Source organism: Martelella sp. FOR1707 (assembly GCF_053484265.1).
Map to the genome: position 1 here is coordinate 318,403 of NZ_JBAKFP010000003.1, position 20,170 is coordinate 338,572.

General features: G+C 63.4%; 17 protein-coding genes. 10 read left to right on the plus strand and 7 right to left on the minus strand.

The window, feature by feature from the left end:
- Positions 1 to 32: 32 nt before the first annotated feature.
- Together V6765_RS09415 and V6765_RS09420 are read left to right on the plus strand one after the other, a co-directional pair.
- Complete coding sequence (locus V6765_RS09415; protein ID WP_448428059.1) at positions 33 to 1,898, plus strand: feruloyl-CoA synthase; 1,866 nt, start codon at positions 33 to 35, stop codon at positions 1,896 to 1,898.
- Between the two features lie 2 nt (positions 1,899 to 1,900).
- Positions 1,901 to 2,659 carry an SDR family NAD(P)-dependent oxidoreductase gene (locus V6765_RS09420; protein ID WP_448428061.1) on the plus strand — a complete coding sequence of 253 codons (759 nt, stop codon included), beginning with the start codon at positions 1,901 to 1,903 and terminating at the stop codon, positions 2,657 to 2,659.
- A 303-nt stretch (positions 2,660 to 2,962) separates the two neighbouring features.
- Here the strand turns inward: V6765_RS09420 and V6765_RS09425 are convergent, their stop codons facing one another.
- The 3 genes from V6765_RS09425 to V6765_RS09435 all read right to left on the minus strand — a co-directional run bounded on the left by V6765_RS09425 (position 2,963) and on the right by V6765_RS09435 (position 6,054).
- A complete protein-coding gene (locus tag V6765_RS09425) occupies positions 2,963 to 3,886 on the minus strand; it encodes an ABC transporter substrate-binding protein (RefSeq protein ID WP_448428063.1) in 924 nt (307 codons plus the stop codon).
- A 133-nt stretch (positions 3,887 to 4,019) separates the two neighbouring features.
- Positions 4,020 to 5,387, minus strand: coding sequence for a sensor histidine kinase N-terminal domain-containing protein (locus tag V6765_RS09430; protein WP_448428065.1), 1,368 nt, complete (start codon positions 5,385 to 5,387; stop codon positions 4,020 to 4,022).
- Positions 5,380 to 6,054, minus strand: coding sequence for a response regulator (locus V6765_RS09435; protein ID WP_448428067.1), 675 nt, complete (start codon positions 6,052 to 6,054; stop codon positions 5,380 to 5,382). The genes V6765_RS09430 and V6765_RS09435 overlap by 8 nt, the downstream gene beginning before the upstream one ends.
- 160 nt (positions 6,055 to 6,214) lie before the next feature.
- Between V6765_RS09435 and V6765_RS09440 the strand changes: the two genes are divergently transcribed.
- From V6765_RS09440 to V6765_RS09470, 7 genes are all read left to right on the plus strand, one after another.
- Entirely contained in the window at positions 6,215 to 7,207 is a 993-nt protein-coding gene (locus V6765_RS09440; protein WP_448428069.1) for a Bug family tripartite tricarboxylate transporter substrate binding protein, read from the plus strand.
- Positions 7,208 to 7,285: 78 nt separating this feature from the next.
- Positions 7,286 to 7,717 carry a tripartite tricarboxylate transporter TctB family protein gene (locus V6765_RS09445; RefSeq protein WP_448428071.1) on the plus strand — a complete coding sequence of 144 codons (432 nt, stop codon included), beginning with the start codon at positions 7,286 to 7,288 and terminating at the stop codon, positions 7,715 to 7,717.
- Positions 7,718 to 7,727: 10 nt separating this feature from the next.
- On the plus strand, positions 7,728 to 9,266 hold the full coding sequence (locus V6765_RS09450; RefSeq protein ID WP_448428073.1) for a tripartite tricarboxylate transporter permease: 1,539 nt from the start codon (positions 7,728 to 7,730) through the stop codon (positions 9,264 to 9,266).
- 17 nt (positions 9,267 to 9,283) lie between these two features.
- Positions 9,284 to 10,465 carry a GMC family oxidoreductase gene (locus V6765_RS09455; RefSeq protein ID WP_448428075.1) on the plus strand — a complete coding sequence of 394 codons (1,182 nt, stop codon included), beginning with the start codon at positions 9,284 to 9,286 and terminating at the stop codon, positions 10,463 to 10,465.
- Positions 10,466 to 10,497: 32 nt separating this feature from the next.
- Positions 10,498 to 12,273, plus strand: coding sequence for a sulfoacetaldehyde acetyltransferase (xsc, locus tag V6765_RS09460; RefSeq protein ID WP_448428077.1), 1,776 nt, complete (start codon positions 10,498 to 10,500; stop codon positions 12,271 to 12,273).
- Positions 12,274 to 12,421: 148 nt separating this feature from the next.
- Positions 12,422 to 13,426, plus strand: a complete 1,005-nt coding sequence (gene pta / locus V6765_RS09465; RefSeq protein ID WP_448428079.1) for a phosphate acetyltransferase — start codon at positions 12,422 to 12,424, stop codon at positions 13,424 to 13,426.
- A gap of 53 nt (positions 13,427 to 13,479) precedes the next feature.
- Complete coding sequence (locus tag V6765_RS09470) at positions 13,480 to 14,241, plus strand: sulfite exporter TauE/SafE family protein (protein ID WP_448428081.1); 762 nt, start codon at positions 13,480 to 13,482, stop codon at positions 14,239 to 14,241.
- Here the strand turns inward: V6765_RS09470 and V6765_RS09475 are convergent.
- The 4 genes from V6765_RS09475 to V6765_RS09490 form a co-directional block, all read right to left on the minus strand.
- Positions 14,238 to 15,308, minus strand: coding sequence for a glycosyltransferase family 10 domain-containing protein (locus V6765_RS09475; RefSeq protein ID WP_448428083.1), 1,071 nt, complete (start codon positions 15,306 to 15,308; stop codon positions 14,238 to 14,240). The genes V6765_RS09470 and V6765_RS09475 overlap by 4 nt on opposite strands.
- 32 nt (positions 15,309 to 15,340) lie before the next feature.
- Entirely contained in the window at positions 15,341 to 15,817 is a 477-nt protein-coding gene (gene greA / locus V6765_RS09480) for a transcription elongation factor GreA (RefSeq protein WP_448428085.1), read from the minus strand.
- 278 nt (positions 15,818 to 16,095) lie between these two features.
- Positions 16,096 to 17,619 (minus strand): MFS transporter, encoded by a 1,524-nt coding sequence (locus V6765_RS09485; RefSeq protein WP_448428087.1) that lies wholly within the window; start codon positions 17,617 to 17,619, stop codon positions 16,096 to 16,098.
- A gap of 183 nt (positions 17,620 to 17,802) precedes the next feature.
- On the minus strand, positions 17,803 to 18,579 hold the full coding sequence (locus tag V6765_RS09490) for a VOC family protein (RefSeq protein ID WP_448428089.1): 777 nt from the start codon (positions 18,577 to 18,579) through the stop codon (positions 17,803 to 17,805).
- A 355-nt stretch (positions 18,580 to 18,934) separates the two neighbouring features.
- On the opposite strand from V6765_RS09490, the gene V6765_RS09495 reads away from it, so the two are divergent.
- Positions 18,935 to 20,155, plus strand: coding sequence for an aminopeptidase P family protein (locus V6765_RS09495; RefSeq protein ID WP_448428782.1), 1,221 nt, complete (start codon positions 18,935 to 18,937; stop codon positions 20,153 to 20,155).
- Positions 20,156 to 20,170: the final 15 nt, after the last annotated feature.

A 20,170-nucleotide genomic window follows, 5' to 3' on the forward strand; every position in this document is an offset into this window, starting at 1 on the left:
CGAGGGGGCGCTCGAGAATTGGAGGAGGATCCATGGCAGGCATGGAGAAGATACGCCCGGTGCGGGTCTGGGAGCCGCGCATCCGGGTGGAGGAACGCGCCGACGGCAGCCAAGTCATCTGGCAGGAAGACAAGCTGGGTTCCTATCCCGCCCGCCTCGGCGACCGCATCCTGCACTTTGCCGAAACCGCGCCGGAACGCGTGTGGATGGCCGAGCGCGACGACAGCGGCGCATGGCGCACGATCACTTTCGCCCGGTTGCGCGACCTGATGCGCCGCGTCGGAACCTTTCTGCTTGACCATGATCTCTCAGCCGAGCGACCGCTGATGATCCTGTCGGAAAACTCACTCGAACATGCCGTCATCGCGCTTTCCGCCCAATATGTCGGCATACCTTCAGCAGCCGTGGCGCCAGCCTATTCGCTCATTCCCGAGGGGCGCGCAAAACTGAAGGATATAGCGGGCGCGGTGACGCCAGGCGCGATCTTCGCGAAGGAGGCGGACCGCTTCGCCGCCGCGATCACCGAAGTCATCGATCCTGCCGTGCCGCTCATACTGGCGGGCGGCACTGTTCCCGGCCGCAATCATTTCGCCTGGGATGAGGTGATTGCGACCGCCCCATCGCCCGCGGCCGACGATGCCTTTGCCGCCACGGGACCGGACACGATCGCCAAATTCCTGTTCACCTCCGGCACCACCGGCACGCCGAAGGCGGTGATCCAGACCCAGCGAATGATGTGCGCCAACATGGCGCAGGTGCTCGACTGCTACCGCTTTCTCGGCGACGAGCCGCCCGTTCTGGTCGACTGGGCGCCCTGGAACCACGTCGCCAGCGGCAACAAGGTATTCAACATCGCGCTCTATAATGGCGGCACCTATTATATCGACGCCGGCAAGCCCACGCCCAAAGGCATGGCCGAGACAATCCGCAATCTGCGCGAGATTTCGCCCACATGGTATTTCAATGTGCCGGCCGGCTATGAGGTGCTGTGCGAGGCGATGGAAAAGGATGAGGTCCTGCGCGACAGTTTTTTCCGCAATCTCAAGATGATCATGTATGCCGGCGCGGGCATGGCAAGCCACACCTGGCATCACCTCAACGCGCTTTCCGAGCGCTCCACCGGTGCCCACACGCTGATGGGCTCCGGCCTCGGCTCCACCGAAACCGGGCCGTTCGCCATGTTCTGCACCGAACCGCAGGACGAGCCGGGCAATTGCGGCGTGCCGGCGCGCGAAGTCACCATGAAGCTGGTGCCCGTTGGCGGCAAGATGGAAGTGCGCTTCAAGGGACCGAACGTCACGCCCGGCTACTGGCGGCGGCCGGACCTGACCGAAAAGGCCTTCGACGAGGAAGGCTTCTACAATATGGGCGACGCGCTGCGCCCCGCCGTCCCCGGCGATCCGGCCCGCGGCTATTTCTTCGACGGGCGCACGGCAGAAAACTTCAAGCTGCAGACCGGCACCTGGGTTGCCGTTGGAGCGATGCGGGCAAAGCTGGTCGATGCCATGGGCGGGCTGATCCGTGATGCGGTGATTGCCGGCGAGGGCCAGTTCGAACTCGGCGCGCTGCTCGTGCCCTTCCGCCCGGCAATCGAGCGTCTGGTGGACGGCGGGGCCGAAATGGATGATGCGGCCCTTTATAAGCATCCGACGGTGCTTTCCCGGCTTGGCGAGCTTCTGACGGATTTCGCCGGACACGCCACCGGCTCCTCCAACCGGATCGCCCGCGCCATGCTGCTGACCGCGCCGCTTCGCATGGACAAGGGCGAAGTGACCGACAAGGGCTCGGTCAACCAGCGGGCGGTGCTCGCCAACCGCGCGGAGCTGGTCGAGGCCCTTTATGCGGACGGACCCGAGGTGATCATCGCGGGCAAGCCGCAAGGCAGAAAGGCGGGCTGACGATGAAGGTTGAAGGCATGGCCGCGCTGGTGACCGGTGCAGGTTCGGGGCTCGGTGCGGCAACGGCGCGTGCGCTTGCGGGAAAAGGCGCCAGGGTCACGGTGCTGGACATAAATGGTGAGGCGGCCGAGAAGGTCGCCGCCGAAATCGGCGGGATTGCAGCCGTCGGCGATGTTTCCAGCGAAGCCGACGTCACGGCTGCGCTCGATGCCGCCGAGGCGGCCCATGGCACGGTCAGGATCGCTGTCAGTTGCGCCGGCATCGGCACGGCCGGGCGCGCGGTCGGCCGCGACGGGCCGATGCCGATGGCCGATTTCGAGCGTACGCTCAGGATCAACCTGATGGGCACGTTCAATGTGGTCAGGCTGTCGGTCCACCGCATGTCGCTTGCAGAACCGGTTGGCGAGAGCCGTGGCGTGATCGTCAACACCGCCTCGATCGCCGCCTTCGAGGGCCAGATCGGCCAGGCGGCCTATGCTGCTTCCAAGGGCGGCATCGTCTCGATGACCTTGCCGCTGGCGCGCGAATTCGCCCGTTTCGGCGTTCGGGTCAACACGCTGGCGCCCGGCGTTTTCCTCACCCCGCTGCTCCACAACCTGCCGGACGAGGCGCAGACATCGATCGCCGCAACGATCCCTTTTCCCGCCCGCCTTGGCGATCCGGCGGAATTCTCCCATGCTGTCGTCTTCGCGGTCGAAAACGATTACCTCAACGGCGAAGTGATCCGCCTCGACGGGGCAAACAGACTAACGCCGAAGTGAAGCCACGGACGAAGGGGTCGACGCGCACGTCGGTCGCGCCGAAGGTAACCGCGATCTCGTAATCGTCGGACATGCCCATGGAGAGCTTTGGCACGTGTTTTCCGTGGCAAGATCGTACAGCAGCACGAAATGCGGATCGACGCCATCTTCGACATCGACCCACGGGTCTGGCTTGTCGATAGCGAAGTGCGGCTACCACAATGCATCCGAAACTGACTTCTCTATAAGAGCGGGCGCTCCGGTATCGGGAAATACCACAATTGGCGAGCTTGGTGAGAACGTGTCGAAAACGGAGGTGAACTTTCACTCTTCGCGTGGAAACGCCGCGCGCCAGCGTTCGCGGAAAATATACCGCTTCTGCCTGTCGAGCGCGATCAGAAGCGTCGGAGAAAGCGGGATCAGGCGTTCGTTGGACTGCGCGGTTTCCGGTAGTTCGAGCGGCGAACCATCGTCATCGTCCAGCCGGACCAGGAGCAGCGCCTTCTCGAGCGCTTCGCGGCCAGCGCGCGAAAGAAGGTAATCGAGAAATTCTGCGGCGAGCTGCTTCGAGGCGGCGTCACGCGGTATCATCGCGCCGCGTGAAAGCATGAGCGTGTAGTCGCTGGGCGCGACGATGCCGAGCCGCGGGTCTTTCTCGGCGCGTGCCAGCGCATAGGACCCAAGAATATTGTAGGCGATGAGGTACTTGCCCTCGATCACCGCATCGATGATTTCGGCGGAACAGCAGGTCGCGACCGCGCCGCTGCGGCCGAAGGATTCCATGAGGCCGCCGAAGGTGGTCGCCTCGAGCGAATCGGCAAAGGCCAGGAGATAGCCGAGCCCGGATGTCTCGATATCATAGGTCGCCAATCGTCCACGGTAGCGGCTGTTTTCGGGGCGAAGCAGATCGAGAAGGTCGAAACGCGATCGCGGGACGTCCATGGCGGGCACAAGCTCGGCATTGTAGACCATCACCGCGGGCTCGCGCGAGATACCCCAGAGCTGGTCGCGCCATCTGAGTTCGGTTGGAAGCGATGCGGTCAGTTCGGAGCGGTAAGTCGCGGCGCAGCCGTCATTGACCAGCCGCACCATCTGGTCGACCGCAGAGCTGATGACGATGTCGGCGCCGGCACTTGCCTCGGCGCAGTCCCTGGCCGCAAGCTCGTAGAGATCGTTGGAGCCCCACTGTTCGTATTCGATCCTGAGGTTCGGCTTTCCCGCCAGGTAGCCCTCGAGCACCGGCTTCATGACCGTAAGATCCGTGGTCGAGTGTATGATGAGCGGTTTTGCGGTGGGCGGACCGAATGATTCGGACAGTTCCTGCGCTGCGGCAGGAGAAGACCAGACGAGGAAAAGAATACAAGCGAGATAGCGCATGTCGTTATCCGTCTTTGGGCAGGTCGAGGGCGGCCTCGAAGCCGCCGTCGATGGCATGAAACGTTATCCATCCGGCGTGGCTTGCGGCGACCGCATGCGCAATCGCCAGCCCGAGACCACCGCTTGCCTTGCTTTGATCGCCGGCAAAACGCTTACCAGGCTCGTCAAGAATCTCCGCGGGCGGACCATCGCCCCGGTCATAGACGAAAAGGATCGCGCGATCGCCGCTGCGCACGCCGATTCGCACCGGCGGACGGCCGTGATTGAGGGCATTGCCGAGCAGGTTCTTGGCCGCCTCGGCAAGCGACATCATGTCGCCGCGGACCGTCACAGGAGAATCCGGAAGGTCAAGGGAGACCGCATACTCTTTCCCGAAAGCACCCGGCTCGTTCGCCTCGAAGGCCTCGATCGCGACATCGCGGAGATCAACGAGCGCGCGGGGGGCCGTATCCGCGCGATGTATGATCATTGCGTGGTTCAGCATCTGGTCCAGCAGGTGACTGAGGCTCACGGCGCGCTCATGAATGCGGGCCACCATTTTTTCCCGGCGCGCGGCATCGGGTTCTTCCGCTGCCAACTGGGCTTGCGCACGGATGGCGGCAACGGGGGTGCGAAGCTGGTGCGCGGCATCGCCGATCAGGTTTCGGTTGGTTGTCATCTGATGGTCGAGACGCGCCATGAATCCGTTCAGCGACTCGACGAGCGTTGCGACCTCGGACGGAGCCGACAGATCGATGGGGGTCAGGTCTGTCGGGTCACGTCGCCTGAGCGCGAAGCCGATACGCGGCAGAGGCAGAAGCGCGGAGCGCATCACCAGCCACGCAAAGAACGCCATGGCCGCGCCGGCCGCGCCCAGAACGATGAGCGCGTTCTGCGCGATATCACGGGCCAGTTCCGTGCGCGCCTTCAATGTCTGACCAACGATGACCTGCACCGGTCCTGAAAAACTGCGTTCCGCAAACCGGCGCACAAGACCGACATAGCGCGCTTTCTCGCTCCCGAACGCCCCGTCATAGAATACGAGATCGCCCTCCTCCCGGGGCAAGGGCGCGGTATCGTAACCGGTTATCGTCTGACCGTCCGGACCGACGATGCGGTAGCTGATCCGGTCATCGGGCGCGAGTGCCAGCAGTTCGAACGCCGAGACCGGCATATCGACCAGTGCTGCGCCGTCGCGGACCGTGATGGATTCCGCGATGTCGCTCGCCGCGCCGACGAGCAGCCGATCATAGGCCTCGCGCGCGGCCTGGCGACCATAGGCAAGTGCTGCCACCAGTACCATCGCACCGCCCACGGCCAGGACAGCGGCCATTGCGAGCGCGACACGGCTCTTGAGTGACAGTGTTCCGCGCAAACCGGCCGCCTTACGCATCCCCGACATCCAGCCGGTATCCAAGACCGCGATGCGTCTCTATCGCAACGCCGGCTCCCGCCAGCTTTTTGCGCAACCGGGCGATGTAAAGTTCCACCGTATTCAGGCCGACATCCGCGTTGTCGAGCGAAAACAGACCATCGAAAAGACGTTCCTTCGACATGATCTGACCGCGATGGGCCGCGAGAAGATTGAGGAGCGCCATTTCGCGGCGGGTCATGCTGACGAGGTCGCCGTCGCATCGCACGGTCTGTCCGGCCGTGTCGATCACGAGCCGGCCCAGCGAAAGCTGGCTGTCGGCCAGGCCGCGATTGCGGCGCGTCAGCACCCGCAGTCGCGCCTCCAGTTCGCGCAGGTCGAAAGGCTTGACCAGATAATCGTCCGCCCCCTCATCCAGCGCGCCGACGCGGGACGAAACGTCGAAGCGCGCCGTCAGCATCAGCACAGGCGTGTGGTTGCCGCCACGGCGCAGGCTACGCAGGAAACCGCGACCGTCTCCGTCCGGCAGGTTGATGTCGAGCACGAGCACGTCGAAAGCCTGCGCCTTGAGGAAGGCCGAAGCGTGCGCGATGTCGGCAGCGATGTCGCAGACAAAGCCCGCCCGCGCCAGGCTCGCCGCTATGGCCTCGGCGACATCCGCCGCATCCTCCACGATCAGTACCCGCATTTCGTTTCGCTGCTCCTCCCGGAGTTACACTATACCCGCCTCCACCGGGGCGAAAGTCTCACTGGCCAGCAATGACAGGTTGATGACAGCTTGTGCTGGTAGGGTGAGACGATCGGGCAGACATAAACGATGTCCGGGTATGCTTTTTGGAGGAGAAATCATGAACTTTTTGATTCCCGGGCGCAGCCTACTGGTTGCCGCCGCACTGACCCTTGCACCCTTCGTGGCGACCGCGCAGGATTTCACACCCGAAAATCCCGAATGTATCGCTCCCGCCAATCCCGGCGGCGGCTGGGACTTCACCTGCCGGCAGGTGGGCAAGACCATGCAGGATCTCGATATCATCCCGTCCACCATGCAGGTTGTGAACCTTTCAGGCGGCGGTGGCGGCGTGGCTTTTGCTGAAGTCGTGAACAAGCGGGATGACGACAACGACCTCATTGTCGCTGCCTCATCCGCGACGGCCACGCGCCTCGCGCAGAACGCGTTTCCGGGCAACACGATGGACCAGGTGCGCTGGATCGGCGCCGTCGGCGCCGACTACGGCGTCATTGCGGTCGCTGCCGACAGCGACATCGACACGCTTCCGCAGCTGATGGATCAGATCAAGGAAGATCCGACCTCGGTCGCGATCGGCGGCGGTTCGGCCGTGGGCGGCTGGGATCACCTCAAGGTGCTGATCGCTGCGCAGAAGGCCGGCATCGAGGACGTGCGCAAGGTCAAGTACATCGCGTTTGCCGGTGGCGGTGAAGCCGTCACGCAGCTCCTTGCCGGTTCGCTTCAGGCCTTTACCGGCGATCTGTCCGAAGCCAAGGGCTTCGTCGAATCCGGCGACATCAAGGTGCTTGCCGTCCTGGCCCCCGAACGCCTCAGCGGCGAATTCGCCGAATTCCCGACGGCAAAGGAACAGGGCATCGACGCGATCGGCGCCAACTGGCGCGGTTTTTACGGCCCGGGCAAGATGAGCGACGCAGCCTACAACTACTGGGTCGAGGCAGTGGGCACGCTCTACAGCTCCGATGAATGGAAAGCCGTGATGGAAAGGAACGGGCTCGCCCCTCTCGACCTGCAGGGCGAGGAATTCCAGCAGTTCGTGGCTGAATCGGTGCAGAACATCACCGACCTGTCGAAACAGATCGGCATCCTGCAATAACCGTCAGCAATACCGGAAAACCGCCCTCGCACGCCGCTGCGGGGGCCTGACAGTATCAATGTTTATTGTGAGGATAGAATGAGCGATCGCATTTTTGGCGGGATCGGCTTCGTTATCGCCATCTTCTTCGCCTGGCAGGCCTCGATCATCCAGGAAAGCTTCCTGACCGACGCCGTCGGCCCGAAAGTCTTTCCCTACATCATCGCTGCCGTGATGGGTATTTCCTCGGTCTACTTCCTGGTCAAGCCGGACCCCGAGCCGCACTGGCCGCGCGCCGGACGTCTTGCGGAGATCGGCCTGGCCGTGCTGGTTCTCGCCGCCTATGCCGAGCTGCTGCCGGTTGCCGGATTCGTGGTCGCCACGGCAGTCGCCGCGGCCTACCTGACCTGGCGTCTCGGCTCGCGCCCGATTGAAAGTCTCATCATCGGCATCGCCACATCGGTCGGCATCTACATTATCTTCCACCTGGTTCTCGGTCTTTCCCTGGCCCGCGGCCCGTTCGGCTTCTGAGGAGGAACCGATGGACACGATTTCTTCCCTCGCCGACGGCTTCGTCGTCGCCCTGACCTGGCAGAACCTCGCGCTTGCGCTGCTCGGCTGCTTTCTCGGCACGATCATGGGGGCGCTTCCCGGTCTGGGACCGTCGAACGGCGTCGCCATTCTTATTCCGCTCGCATTCACGCTCGGCCTCGGTGCCACGCCGTCGCTGATCTTGCTGACCTCGGTCTATTACGGCGCCATGTATGGCGGCCGCATCTCCTCGATCCTGCTGAACATTCCCGGCGACGAGCCGGCGATGATGACCTGTCTCGACGGTTATCCGATGGCCCAGCAAGGCCGGGCCGGCGAGGCGCTGGCGCTGTCCGGCATCGCCTCCTTCGTGGGTTCGTTTTTCGCCACATGGGGCCTCGTCCTTCTGGCGCCGCAGCTGGTCAAGGTGGCGCTGCTTTTCGGCCCGGCAGAATATTTTGCGCTGTTCACGCTGGCTTTCGCGACACTCGGCGGCATCTCGTCGACAAATCAGGCGAAATCCGCGTTTGCGGCGGCGCTGGGACTCGGGCTGGCGATGATCGGCGTCGACACCCAGACCGGCGTCCCCCGCTTTACCTTCGGCGAGGTGCATCTCTATGACGGGATCGACTTCCTCGTCGCCATCGTCGGCCTGTTCGCCTTGTCGGAGGTCTTCGTCTTCCTGGAACATCGGGGCACCGATAGCGACATCTCCGCTAAGCCAAAGATGAAAATCGGCCGGATCACACCGTCGTGGAACCTGATCCGTTCTTGCACGCCGACCATGTTGCGCACCACCGGGCTCGGCTTCATAGCCGGCGTCTTGCCGGGCGCAGGCGCCTCGCTCGGATCGTTTATCTCCTATTCGATGGAAAAGCGGCTGGTCGACCGCAAGGGCACGTTTGGCAAGGGCGATCCGCGCGGCGTGGCTGCGCCGGAAGCAGGTAACAACGCGGCCGCCGGTGGCGCGCTGGTGCCGATGCTGGCGCTGGGCGTCCCGGGCTCCGGAACAACCGCGGTTCTGCTGGCGGTTCTGCTGGCGCTCAACATCACCCCCGGTCCTCTGCTGTTCACGCAGAACCCGGACGTTGTCTGGGGCCTGATTGCAGCGCTGTTTATCGCCAACTTCATGCTGCTCGCCATGAACATACCCATGGTCGGGTTCTTCACGCGCCTGCTGCTGGTGCCGCCGCGCATCCTCATGCCGATCGTCGCCATGATCTCCTTCGTCGGGATCTACGGCATATCCGGCTCAAGCTTCGACCTGCTCGTCATGGTAGGCTTCGGCATCATGGGCTGGGTCCTGCGCAAGCTGGACGTGCCGCTCGTCCCGGTCATTCTCGGCACGCTTCTCGGAAACGAGATGGAGGTGAACTTCCGCCGCGCCGTGAATATCGCCAATGGCGACTACTTGACGCTCGTCAGCTCACCCCTGTCGATCACGCTGTGGGTCATCGCCATCGTCGGCTTCGTCCTGCCGATCTTCCTTGGCCGTCTGCGGCAGATGAAGAGAATGAGACTGGACGACGAAGGCGGCGTTCGCGACTGACGGGCCGGACTGGAGCCGTGGGGGGGGGGGGGGGGGGGGGGGGGGGGGGGGGGGCGGCCCCCCCCCCCCCCCCCCCCGCGGCGGGCTACCCCTTTAACCCGGATTATAATGGCGAGACCCAGGAGGGCGTCGGCTATTTTCAGCTCACCGCCCGCAAGGGCCGGCGCTGCAGCGCCGCCGTCGCCTTCCTCAATCCGGTCAAGAACCGCCCCAACCTTAAGATCGTCACCGGCGCGCTGGTGAAGAAGGTCGAGATCGAAAATGGCAGGGCGACGGGCGTCAGCTATCTGGCGGGCGGAACGCGCGATGCGCTGGTGACCTGCCGTCGGGAGGTGATCCTGTCGTCCGGCACCATCAACTCGCCGCAACTCTTGATGCTATCCGGCATCGGCGATGGCGACCAGTTGAAGCAAAACGGCATCGAGGTGGTTCAGCACACGCCGGATGTCGGGCGCAACCTGCAGGATCACCTTCAGGCCCGGCTGGTTTTCAAGTGTAACGAACCGACGCTGAACGACGAGGTCCGCTCGCTGTTCAACCAGGCCCGGATTGCGCTGAAATACGCAATGTTCCGCGCGGGGCCCATGGCGATGGCCGCAAGCCTTGCCACCGGCTTCATGCGCACTGGCGATCATGTGGAGACGCCAGATATCCAGTTCCATGTTCAACCGTGGTCGGCCGACAATCCCGGCGAGGGCGTGCATCCGTTTTCCGCCTTCACCATGTCGGTCTGCCAGTTGCGCCCGGAAAGCCGGGGCGAGATCGTGCTCAACGGGCCGGATCCGCGCACCTATCCGAAGATCTTCCCGCATTACCTGTCGACCGAGACCGACCGGCGCACCATTGTTGAGGGCGTGAAGATCGCCCGCAGGATCGCCCGCCACGCGCCGCTGAAATCGAAGATCGCCGAGGAATTCAGGCCCACCGCCGATCTTGCCATGGATGATTACGAGGGCACGCTCGATTGGGCGCGCAACTATACCGCCTCGATCTATCACCCGACCGGCACATGCCGCATGGGCCAGGACGAGCGCGCGGTCGTCGACGAGCGTCTCAGAGTGCGCGGCGTCGCCGGGCTTCGCGTCGCCGATTGTTCGATCATGCCGGAGATCGTTTCCGGCAACACCAATGCGCCGGCGATCATGATCGGCGAGAAATGCAGCGATCTCGTGCGCGAAGATAGCCGCCGGACCGCATGACACCGAATACAATTTCGTAGAGGAGACCACCCATGAAAATGACCACCGAAGAGGCTTTCGTCAAAGTTCTTCAGATGCATGGCATCGAACACGCCTTCGGGATCATCGGCTCGGCCATGATGCCGATTTCCGACCTGTTTCCGCAGGCCGGCATTGAGTTCTGGGACTGTGCCCATGAATGCAATGCCGGGATGATGGCCGACGGCTACAGCCGCGCTTCGGGCAAGATGTCGATGGTCGTTGCCCAGAACGGGCCGGGCATCACCTCGCTGGTAACCCCGGTCAAGACCGCCTACTGGAACCACACGCCTCTTCTGGTCGTCACCCCGCAGGCCGCCAACAAGACCATGGGGCAGGGCGGTTTCCAGGAAGTGGAACAGATGGCGCTGTTCAAGGACATGGTCGCCTATCAGGAAGAAGTGCGTGACGCCTCACGCATCGCCGAAGTCTTGAACCGCGTGATCCTGAAGGCCAAGCGCGCCTGTGGCCCGGCGCAGATCAACATTCCGCGCGATTTCTGGACCCAGGTCATCGATATCGAACTGCCGGCCATCGTCGAGTTCGAACGTCCCTCCGGCGGTGAACAGGCGATCGACCGTGCAGCGAAGCTTCTCAGCGAAGCCAAATTCCCCGTGATCCTCAACGGCGCGGGTGTGGTACTCGGCGGCGCGATCGAAGCCTCCAAGGCGCTTGCCGAACGGCTGGATGCACCGGTCTGCGTCGGCTACCAGCATAATGATGCCTTCCCCGGCAACCATCCGCTGTTTGCCGGCCCGCTCGGCTACAACGGCTCCAAGGCCGGTATGGAGCTGATCGCCAAGGCCGATGTCGTGCTGGCGCTCGGCACCCGCCTCAACCCGTTCTCGACGCTGCCGGGTTACGGCATCGATTACTGGCCGAAGGATGCGGCGATCATTCAGGTCGACATCAACCCGGACCGAATCGGCCTCACCAAGCCGGTCACGGTCGGTATCGTCGGCGATTCGAAGAAGGTCGCGACAAGCATTCTGGAAAAGCTCACCGACAATGCGGGCGATATTGATCGCGATGACCGCAAGGCGCTGATCGCCAAGACCAAATCGGCCTGGGCTCAGGAGCTGACCTCGCTTGACCACGAACAGGACGATCCGGGCACTAGCTGGAACGAACGCGCCCGCGACCGCGAGCCGGAGCGGATGAGCCCGCGCATGGCATGGCGCGCGATCCAGAAGACGCTGCCGAAGAATGCGATCATAACATCGGATATCGGCAATAACTGCGCGATCGGCAACGCTTATCCGACCTTTGAGGAAGGCCGCAAATATCTGGCGCCCGGCCTGTTCGGCCCCTGCGGCTACGGCTTCCCGGCGATCGTCGGCGCCAAGATCGGCCAGCCGAATACACCGGTCGTCGGCTTTGCGGGCGACGGCGCCTTCGGCATCTCCATGAACGAGATGGTGTCGCTGAAGCGCGACAACTGGCCGGCGATCACCATGGTGATCTTCCGCAACTACCAGTGGGGCGCGGAAAAGCGCAACACCACGCTGTGGTTTGACGACAATTTCGTGGGCACCGAACTCTCGCTCGACGTCCGCTACGCCGATATCGCCAAGGCCTGCGGCGTCGAAGGCGTTCAGGTGACCTCGATGGAGCAGCTTTCCACAGAACTCGACAAGGCCGTCGAGCGCCAGATGAAGGAAAAGAAAACGACCTTCATCGAGGTGGTGCTGAACCAGGAACTCGGCGAGCCCTTCCGTCGCGATGCGATGAAGAAGCCGGTCTCGGTCGCAGGCATCAACCCGGCGGACATGCGCAAGCAAGCCGTGTGAGCCGCGGCTCGTCGCGGAGCGGGGAGGCAGCGTCTTCCCGCTTTGGCGGCTGAAAATGAGGCAGGGAGCGATCTTGCCAATCGCCCCTGAAATGCTTTTTATGGGCCCGTCGTCCCGATCAGCGCAATCAGACCCGCAGGGTGAGAACATGAACCAGCTAGAGAAGATTTTCGCCAACGCAAAGCGGCTGAAGAAGACGATCATTCTGCCGGAATCGAATGACCGGCGCGTGCTGGAGGCAGCCTGCAAGGCGGCCGAGATGGGCGTGGCCCGCATTATTCTGGTCGGCGTAAAGAGCGACATCGACAAGCTTTGCGCTGAGATCGGCATAACCTGCCCTGAAGCCATAGAGGTGGTTTCTCCGGAAAGCTCAGACCTCCTGCCCGAACTCTCGAAGCTCTATTTCACGCTGCGCAAGCACAAGGGTGTCACCGAGGAGGATGCCGACACGGCGGCGCGCAATCCTTATGTTTTCGCAGCCCTGATGGTGAAGGCCGGGCATGCGGACGGCACGGTCTCTGGCGCGGCATGCTCGACCGCCGATGTGGTTCGCACCGCGATCCAGGTGATCGGCGCGGCGCCCGGCACCCGGCTGGTCTCCAGCTTCTTCCTGATGATGCTGGAGGCCGACCACCATCCCAAGAAGGGCGCCTTCCTGTTTTCAGATTGTGGCTTGGTCATCGATCCGGATGCGGCGGAACTCAGCAAGATCGCGATCGCGGCGGCCGGCTCCTACACCATGCTCACCGGGGATACGCCGCGCGTGGCTATGCTGTCCTTCGCCACCCGCGGCAGCGCCTCACATCCCATGGTCGACAAGGTCGAGCAGGCCGTGAAGCTGGTGCAGCTCAACCGCCCGGATCTCGCGGTCGACGGCGCGCTGCAATTCGATGCCGCCTTCGTTCCCGAGATCGCCAAATCCAAGGGGGCTGCCGAGCCGCTCGGCGGTGAGGCCAATATCTTCATCTTTCCCGATCTACAGGCCGGCAATATCGGCTACAAGATCGCCCAGCGCATCGGCGGGGCGTCGGCCATCGGCCCGGTGCTGCAGGGGCTGGACAAGCCGGCCAATGATCTCTCGCGCGGCTGCTCGGCTGAGGATGTGCTCGACATGATCGCGGTGACCGCCTGCCAGGCGGGCGCGCAGAAATGAGACGTGCGACCACGCGCGGCGTCGCCCCTCATCCCGGCATGAGGTGAGGGCGCATGCCCGACCTTGCCATTTCCTTTCCGGTGTTCGCCGGCTTTGCCGCCTGTCTGGCGATGGGCGCTTTCCTGCGCGGTCTGGCCGGATTCGGCATGGCGCTGGTCGCCATGCCGTTTCTGGTGCTGCTGGTGCCGCCGGCCGATGCGGTGCTCGCCGTGCTGGTGGTGCAGATCACGCTGACTCTGATCGATTTGCCGGAATGCATCGGCCATGCCGATCGCCGCGCCGTCGGCCTGCTGACGCTCGCCGCCATCTTCGGGACACCGGTGGGACTGCTGTTTATTTCCGTCGTGCCCCTCTGGCTGGCGCAGATCGTGATCGGCTCGATCACGGCCGGGGCTGCCGCGGCGCTGTTCTTCAGGTTCTCGCTTGGACCCCGGCCGGGTGCAGTCTCCACCACTGCGGTCGGGTTTTTCGCCGGCCTGTTCAGCGGTCTTGCCGCAGCGCCTGGTCCGCCGGTCGTGGCGTATTTTCTCGCGCGAGAGGTGCCGGCGCGGACCAAGCGGGCCTCGATGATCATCCTGTTCGCGATTCTGGCGGTGTTCGCGCTGGCGACGGCGGCCTTCAAGGGCGCGCTTCACCTCCACGTCGTCCTGCTCGGACTTTTTTCCGCGCCGCTCTGCGCCGGCGGCTCCGCGCTCGGCGCCTATTTCTTCCGGCGCGGCTCGGAGACCAGCTATCGCAATGTGGCGCTTCTGGCGATGGTATGCTCGGCGTTGTTCGGTATCGTGCTCGGCGCATCGGCCTGGCTGAGAACTTAACCCGCCTTGGGGCTGCTCCAGTCGGGCGAGCGCAGGTTGGCGATGCGGTTCTTGAGTTGCAAGCCGGTGCGGAAGGCGAAATCGATGATGCCCGAGACCGGGGCGGCCTTGCGCGCGGCGCGCTGGCTGCCGATCGCGGTGACAGGGGGGACGTAACGTACCGGCTTGTCGCTGCGCACGATCCCGGCGATCAGCGCAAACAGATTGTAGTCCTCGATCACGCGACGCCTGGCCTCAAGGATCGCCGGCAGACGCTTCTCATATTCGTTGGAGACGATGGCCGCTCGCATGATCTCGACCGCTTCGGCCGGTTTGCGGATGTCCACCGGGATGACGCTGTCTTCGGGGAAGTAATCGAAGACATTGGGGGCGCCGAAATAGAAAGGCAGCGAAAGGCCGAGAAACGGGTCCGATAGCTTCTCGGTGATGTGGTGCGGGGCGACGTGGTTCTCGATCGCCAGATGGTAGCGGAACCTGTCGATGGCTTCGGCCTTGTCATCCATATGCCGGCGGCCATGCCCGAAAACCTGAAGCTCGGGTATGTGCTTGGCGGCATATTCCGTGAAATCATAGCGCAGCCGGTGAAGCGTGTGGCTCTGGCGCTTGCTGGAGCAGACGGTCGCGATCGTTTCGGTCTTTTCGGGAACGCGGTTCACGATCTTGTCGACGGGCAGATAGCGGTGATGGTCCTCGTCCATGCCGTAGTACCAGATCAGTCCAGCCTGGTGCCAGATACGGTCGGGGTGGCGCAGCGCCACCGGTTCCTGGCTGGTCAGGACATGGCCGAACTGGCGCACGAAAGACCGGCCGTAAACCTTGATGCCACTTGGCTCCGAGGTGATCAGCACCGTGTTTTCCGGCGGGCAGGCAAGCGGCTCCTCATTCATGCCGACAAAGCGGGGCAGGTCGTCATAGACGACCAGCCAGTCGTAATTCCTGGCCTCGATGTCGAAAATGAAGTCGAGCTCTTTGCGCGCGGCCCAGCCCGTTGGCAATTGCCGGGCAAACCGGGGGTTGCCCGGCAAGTCCGGCGGAGAGCGGCTTAGGAATTTGACTTTGGTCGCCATGGCGGATCATTCCATGCGAGACGTCCTTGGTATTACTTCCAGATGACTTCCAGAATCTCGTAGGCGCGGGCTCCGCCCGGCGCGTTCACCTCGATCGAATCGCCGACTTCCTTGCCGATCAGGGCGCGCGAGATCGGGGAGGAGATCGAGATGCGACCTTCCTTCACATCGGCTTCGAGATCGCCGACGATCTGGTAGACTTTTTCTTCCTCGGTGTCCTCGTCCACGAGCTTGACCGTCGCGCCGAAACGGACCTTGTCGCCCGACATCTTGGCGGGATCGAAGATCTCCGCACGCGTGGTCACGTCCTCGAGCTCGCTGATGCGGCCCTCATTGTAGCTCTGGGCTTCCTTGGCGGCGTGATATTCGGCGTTTTCGGAAAGGTCGCCATGGGCGCGCGCTTCCGCGATTGCCTGGATGATCCGCGGACGTTCCTCCTGCTGGCGCCAGCGCAGCTCTTCGCTGAGCTTGGCAGCCCCGACCTTCGTCATCGGTACTTTTTCGACCATATTACTGTCCTTTGGTCTGTCGTTCGACGCGGCAGAGACGGGCTCCGTCGCGTCCGTGCATGTTCTTTGTTTTCGTGGGGCGAACAGCCGTTCACTTGGGAAGTTCCCGGCCGATTTGCAACACAAAAAGAAACAGGTTCCGAAGCGTGACCCCGGAACCAGTTTCATAGCTAACGGGCCTTATAACAGATGCGGCGGCGCGAATTCCAGACAAATCGTCTCACCCATCCAGCCACGGTGATCGGGAGCGGCGTGGCCGGGGCTGTGGCAGAGGCCGTTCAGTGCCCTTCCACCGGACGCGGCGGCTCTTTGCGATAGACCCTGTTTGCGGAAAATGACAGGGCGAGCAAGGCGAGCAGCGCAACGAGCGCGCAAGCGGCGAAGCTGGCGCAATAGGCATCACGCGCAGCAGTGAGCCAGGGAGCATCGCTGATGCCGAGCTCGCGGGCGGCATCCACCGCGCCGGCAAGCGTCTGGCCGGCGTCGAAGGCGGCGGATGGCGGGAGAGCGGAGAGGTCAACGGGCTGCATGGCGAAGCGGTAGATAACGGTCGCCAGGCTTCCCAGCAGGCCGACGCCGAGCGCACCGCCGAACTCGGCGCAGGTTTCCGACATCGCCGAGGCGACCCCGCCGCGCTCCGGCGGCGCCGAGCCGATGATCAGCCCGGTCGTGGTCAGGATCGCGGGAATGAAGCCGAGGCCCATAACGACATTGGCGATCAGCATGCCGGCCAGGCTCTGATACCAGGCGGCGAGACCAATGGCCGCCGCGCCAACGGCGTTGATCGCAAGCCCCGTGACGACCGTCGGGATCGGCCCGAGGCGGTTGGTCACTCGCCACGCCTGCAGCGACATCACGGTGAAGAATACGCCGGGCAGGGCGCTCCAGAGTGCTGCCTCCAGCGGGCTCATGCCCAGCACGAGCTGGAAGAACTGGGCCTGCAGCAGGAAGATCGAGAACATGAAGAACACGACCGCCATATTGACCAGCATAGAGACCGTAAAGGCCGGACGGCGGAACAGTCTGAGGTCGATCAGCGGCTCGGCAATCCGGTTCTGCCGCCGGACGAACAGAACGCCGAAGGCAATTCCCGCGGCCACCGGCAGCAGATCGGTCGCGTGAAAGCCGTGGGCGGCGATCTGCTTGAAGCCGTAGATCACCGGCAGCACGGTCGCCAGTGACAGGAAAACGCTCGTCAGATCGAGCCGGGGGCTCTCGCCTGAACGGTATTCCGGCAGCAGAAAGGGACCGCTCGCCAGAAGCGCCAGCATGATCGGCACGTTGACCAGAAACACCGAGCCCCAGTGAAAGAAATGAAGCAGCACCCCGCCGATCAGCGGGCCGACGAGACCGCCGAGCGCAAAGGCCGTGCCCCACACGCCGATCGCGCGGTTGCGTTCGCTCTCGTCGCGAAACATGTTCATGATCAAGGACAGCGTCGAGGGCGCGACCGTGGCGCCGGCAATGCCGAGCAGCGCGCGGGCGAAGATCAGCATGCTGGCCGTCTGGGCCATGGCGGCGAGGATCGAGGTCAGGGCGAAGGCGGCCGCGCCGATCAGGAGCAGCTTGCGCCGGCCGATCCGGTCGCCGAGCGCGCCCATGGTCACCAGGAAGCCCGCGACCATGAAGCCGTAGATATCGTTCATCCACAGAAGCTGCGGCGCGGATGGCTCCAATTCGCGCACGATCGAGGGAATGGCGAGGAACAGCACCGAAAGGTCCATCGAATAGACCAGACAGGCGACAGAGAGGACCACGAGGCCCACCCATTCGCGGCGGGTCGCCTTGACGGTTTCGGTCATGATTCATTGCTCCGGATTCGGAATGGTCACGGTGTATCCGCGTTGCCGCGAATCGCCGACGGATACTATTACTCTGTTTTTTGCGCGCGGTACGGCAAACCGGTTTTCAGTTGATCGGCCCGCGCGAAAAAAAGCGCCGGAGGGGTGTCCGGCGCAAGCTGGATTGCGGTTGGCGCCAAGGTTTCAGCGTTTCATCGACACGAGGCAGAAATATGCACCCTGCGGATCGAGAAACTGGGCGACGACCGCGCCGTCCGGCACATCCATCGGACCGTTGAGCAACTGACCGCCGCCGGCCTTCACCCGCTCGATCGCGGCATTCAGGCCATCGACCTGGAAATAATAGCTCCAGGCCGGCGTGGGCATGCCGTCGGGCATCCGCATCATGCCGCCGAGATCGTCGCTATCGCCGGCGAAGAGGTGGTACTTGCCCATCGCCCCCATATCGACCTCCTGCGACGGCTTCCAGCCGAACATCTTGCCGTAGAAGGTAACGGCGGCTTCGGGGTTGCTTGTGTAGAGCTCGCGCCAGGCAACGGTGCCGGGCGTGCCGCGCGGCGGAAATTCCGGCATGCCGCCTTCCGGCGGGATCGGCGTGAAGACGCTGATCGCCGCGCCTTGCGGATCGCTCACCACCGCAAACCGGCCGACCCCCTGAATGTCATGCGGTTCCATCAGCACATTGCCGCCAGCGGCCTTGAACTCGGCTGCCTTGGCGTCGACGTCCTCGACATCGACATAGCCCATCCAGTGCGGCGGAATGTTCTGCGCGCACATGTCCTCGGTCAGCTGCATCAGGCCGCTGACATGGCTCTCATAGCCTTCGATGCCGAGCAGCGTGTAGGACACGTCGGGATGGCCTGCATCCTGGGCCTTCCAGCCGACGACATCCTGATAGAAGGCCTTCGCGGCCTCGGCATCCGTCGCCATCAGATCGTACCAGATAAATTCGCTCGCCATGTGCTGTTCTCCCTGTCGCCGGAAACCGGTGCTGTGTGGTCTGTTGTTTAAGTTGATATCAACCTATAATGTCCTGGTCAAGCCTGTATCAGCATAGCGATCGTAGCCGCCGATCATGACAATAGCAGGACTGGAGGCAAACGGCCTTAAGCGGCATTGCCAAGTTTTGAGGCGAGCGCTAGACTTCCTGAGCGGACCTCCGCGCCGATGGCGTCGCGCGCAAGGGGAGGGCCGCAACCAACCATGATGATGGTCCTGCACGCCCGGACGTTTGAGCGTTTTGACGAACGCTTCGAACCGGGCAGGGGCGAATCCCGTCCGGTTTTACGGATGAGGAACTTGCTCCATGACCCCAATGCCCGAACTGTCGGCCCGCCCCGAAAGCTTCGTTTGCGAGAACGGCGACAAGGTGCCGCTGCCCTTCAGCGCGGCGGAGTATGACCGCCGCCTCGTGCTTCTGAGGACCAGAATGGAGGCGCGTGGGGTGACGGCCGTGCTGTTCACCTCCATGCACAACATCGCCTACTATTCCGGTTTTCTGTACTGCTCCTTCGGAAGGCCCTTCGGCTGCGTGGTGACAGCTGACCGCTGCACCACGATCTCGGCCAATATCGATGCCGGCCAGCCCTGGCGGCGCAGCCATGGCGACAACATCATCTACACCGACTGGAAGCGCGACAATTTCTGGCGCACGGCTGCCTGCCTTCTCAAGGGACATGACCGGATCGGCATCGAGGGCGATCACATGACGCTTGCCGCCCGTTCGGCGCTTGAAACCGCGATCGGCGCCCGCGAAGTCATCGATCTTGCGCCGGATGTCATGACGCTGCGGATGCTGAAGTCGGCGGAGGAGATCGCGCTGATTCGCGCGGGTGCGCGGGTCGCCGATATCGGCGGAGCGGCGATCCGCGAGGCAATCCGCGAAGGCGCGCGCGAGATCGATGTGGCCATGGCGGGGCGCGATGCGATGGAGCTTGCCATTGCCGAGGCTTTTCCGGATGCGGAATATCGCGACACCTGGGTCTGGTTCCAGTCGGGGCTGAACACCGACGGCGCGCATAATCCGGTGACCGCGCGGCGTCTTCGGCAGGGCGATATTCTCAGCCTCAACGCCTTCCCGATGATTTCGGGCTATTACACCGCGCTGGAACGCACGCTGTTTCTCGGGGAGCCGGATGCAGCATCGCTGAAGCTCTGGGAGACGAATGTCGCCGCCCATGAACTCGGCATGTCGCTGATCCGCCCCGGCATCTCGTGCGCCGCGATCTGTGAGGAGGTGAACCGCTTCTTCGCCGAGGCCGGCGTGCTGCAATACCGCTCCTTCGGCTATGGCCACTCCTTCGGCCTGCTCAGCCACTATTACGGCCGCGAGGCCGGGCTGGAACTACGCGAGGATATCGAGACCGTGCTTGCGCCCGGCATGGTGATCTCGATGGAACCGATGTTGTTCGTGCCGGAGGGCACGCCCGGGGCGGGCGGCTATCGCGAGCACGATATACTGGTCGTGGGCGACGACGGCGCCGAGAATATCACCGGCTTCCCCTATGGCCCGGCGCATAACATCATTGCTGACTAGAGCAAACGCACCGAT

Excerpts from the sequence above, each read along its gene's own strand:
- V6765_RS09445 (WP_448428071.1), top strand. The coding sequence starts at position 7,286 with ATGAGCGATCGCATTTTTGGCGGGATCGGCTTCGTTATCGCCATCTTC.
- V6765_RS09425 (WP_448428063.1), bottom strand. The coding sequence starts at position 3,886 with ATGAAGCCGGTGCTCGAGGGCTACCTGGCGGGAAAGCCGAACCTCAGG.
- xsc (WP_448428077.1), top strand. The coding sequence starts at position 10,498 with ATGAAAATGACCACCGAAGAGGCTTTCGTCAAAGTTCTTCAGATGCAT.
- V6765_RS09430 (WP_448428065.1), bottom strand. The coding sequence starts at position 5,387 with ATGCGTAAGGCGGCCGGTTTGCGCGGAACACTGTCACTCAAGAGCCGT.
- V6765_RS09495 (WP_448428782.1), top strand. The coding sequence starts at position 18,935 with ATGCCCGAACTGTCGGCCCGCCCCGAAAGCTTCGTTTGCGAGAACGGC.
- V6765_RS09435 (WP_448428067.1), bottom strand. The coding sequence starts at position 6,054 with ATGCGGGTACTGATCGTGGAGGATGCGGCGGATGTCGCCGAGGCCATA.
- V6765_RS09470 (WP_448428081.1), top strand. The coding sequence starts at position 13,480 with ATGCCCGACCTTGCCATTTCCTTTCCGGTGTTCGCCGGCTTTGCCGCC.
- V6765_RS09415 (WP_448428059.1), top strand. The coding sequence starts at position 33 with ATGGCAGGCATGGAGAAGATACGCCCGGTGCGGGTCTGGGAGCCGCGC.
- V6765_RS09440 (WP_448428069.1), top strand. The coding sequence starts at position 6,215 with ATGAACTTTTTGATTCCCGGGCGCAGCCTACTGGTTGCCGCCGCACTG.
- V6765_RS09485 (WP_448428087.1), bottom strand. The coding sequence starts at position 17,619 with ATGACCGAAACCGTCAAGGCGACCCGCCGCGAATGGGTGGGCCTCGTG.
- V6765_RS09450 (WP_448428073.1), top strand. The coding sequence starts at position 7,728 with ATGGACACGATTTCTTCCCTCGCCGACGGCTTCGTCGTCGCCCTGACC.
- V6765_RS09475 (WP_448428083.1), bottom strand. The coding sequence starts at position 15,308 with ATGGCGACCAAAGTCAAATTCCTAAGCCGCTCTCCGCCGGACTTGCCG.
- pta (WP_448428079.1), top strand. The coding sequence starts at position 12,422 with ATGAACCAGCTAGAGAAGATTTTCGCCAACGCAAAGCGGCTGAAGAAG.
- V6765_RS09490 (WP_448428089.1), bottom strand. The coding sequence starts at position 18,579 with ATGGCGAGCGAATTTATCTGGTACGATCTGATGGCGACGGATGCCGAG.
- V6765_RS09420 (WP_448428061.1), top strand. The coding sequence starts at position 1,901 with ATGAAGGTTGAAGGCATGGCCGCGCTGGTGACCGGTGCAGGTTCGGGG.
- greA (WP_448428085.1), bottom strand. The coding sequence starts at position 15,817 with ATGGTCGAAAAAGTACCGATGACGAAGGTCGGGGCTGCCAAGCTCAGC.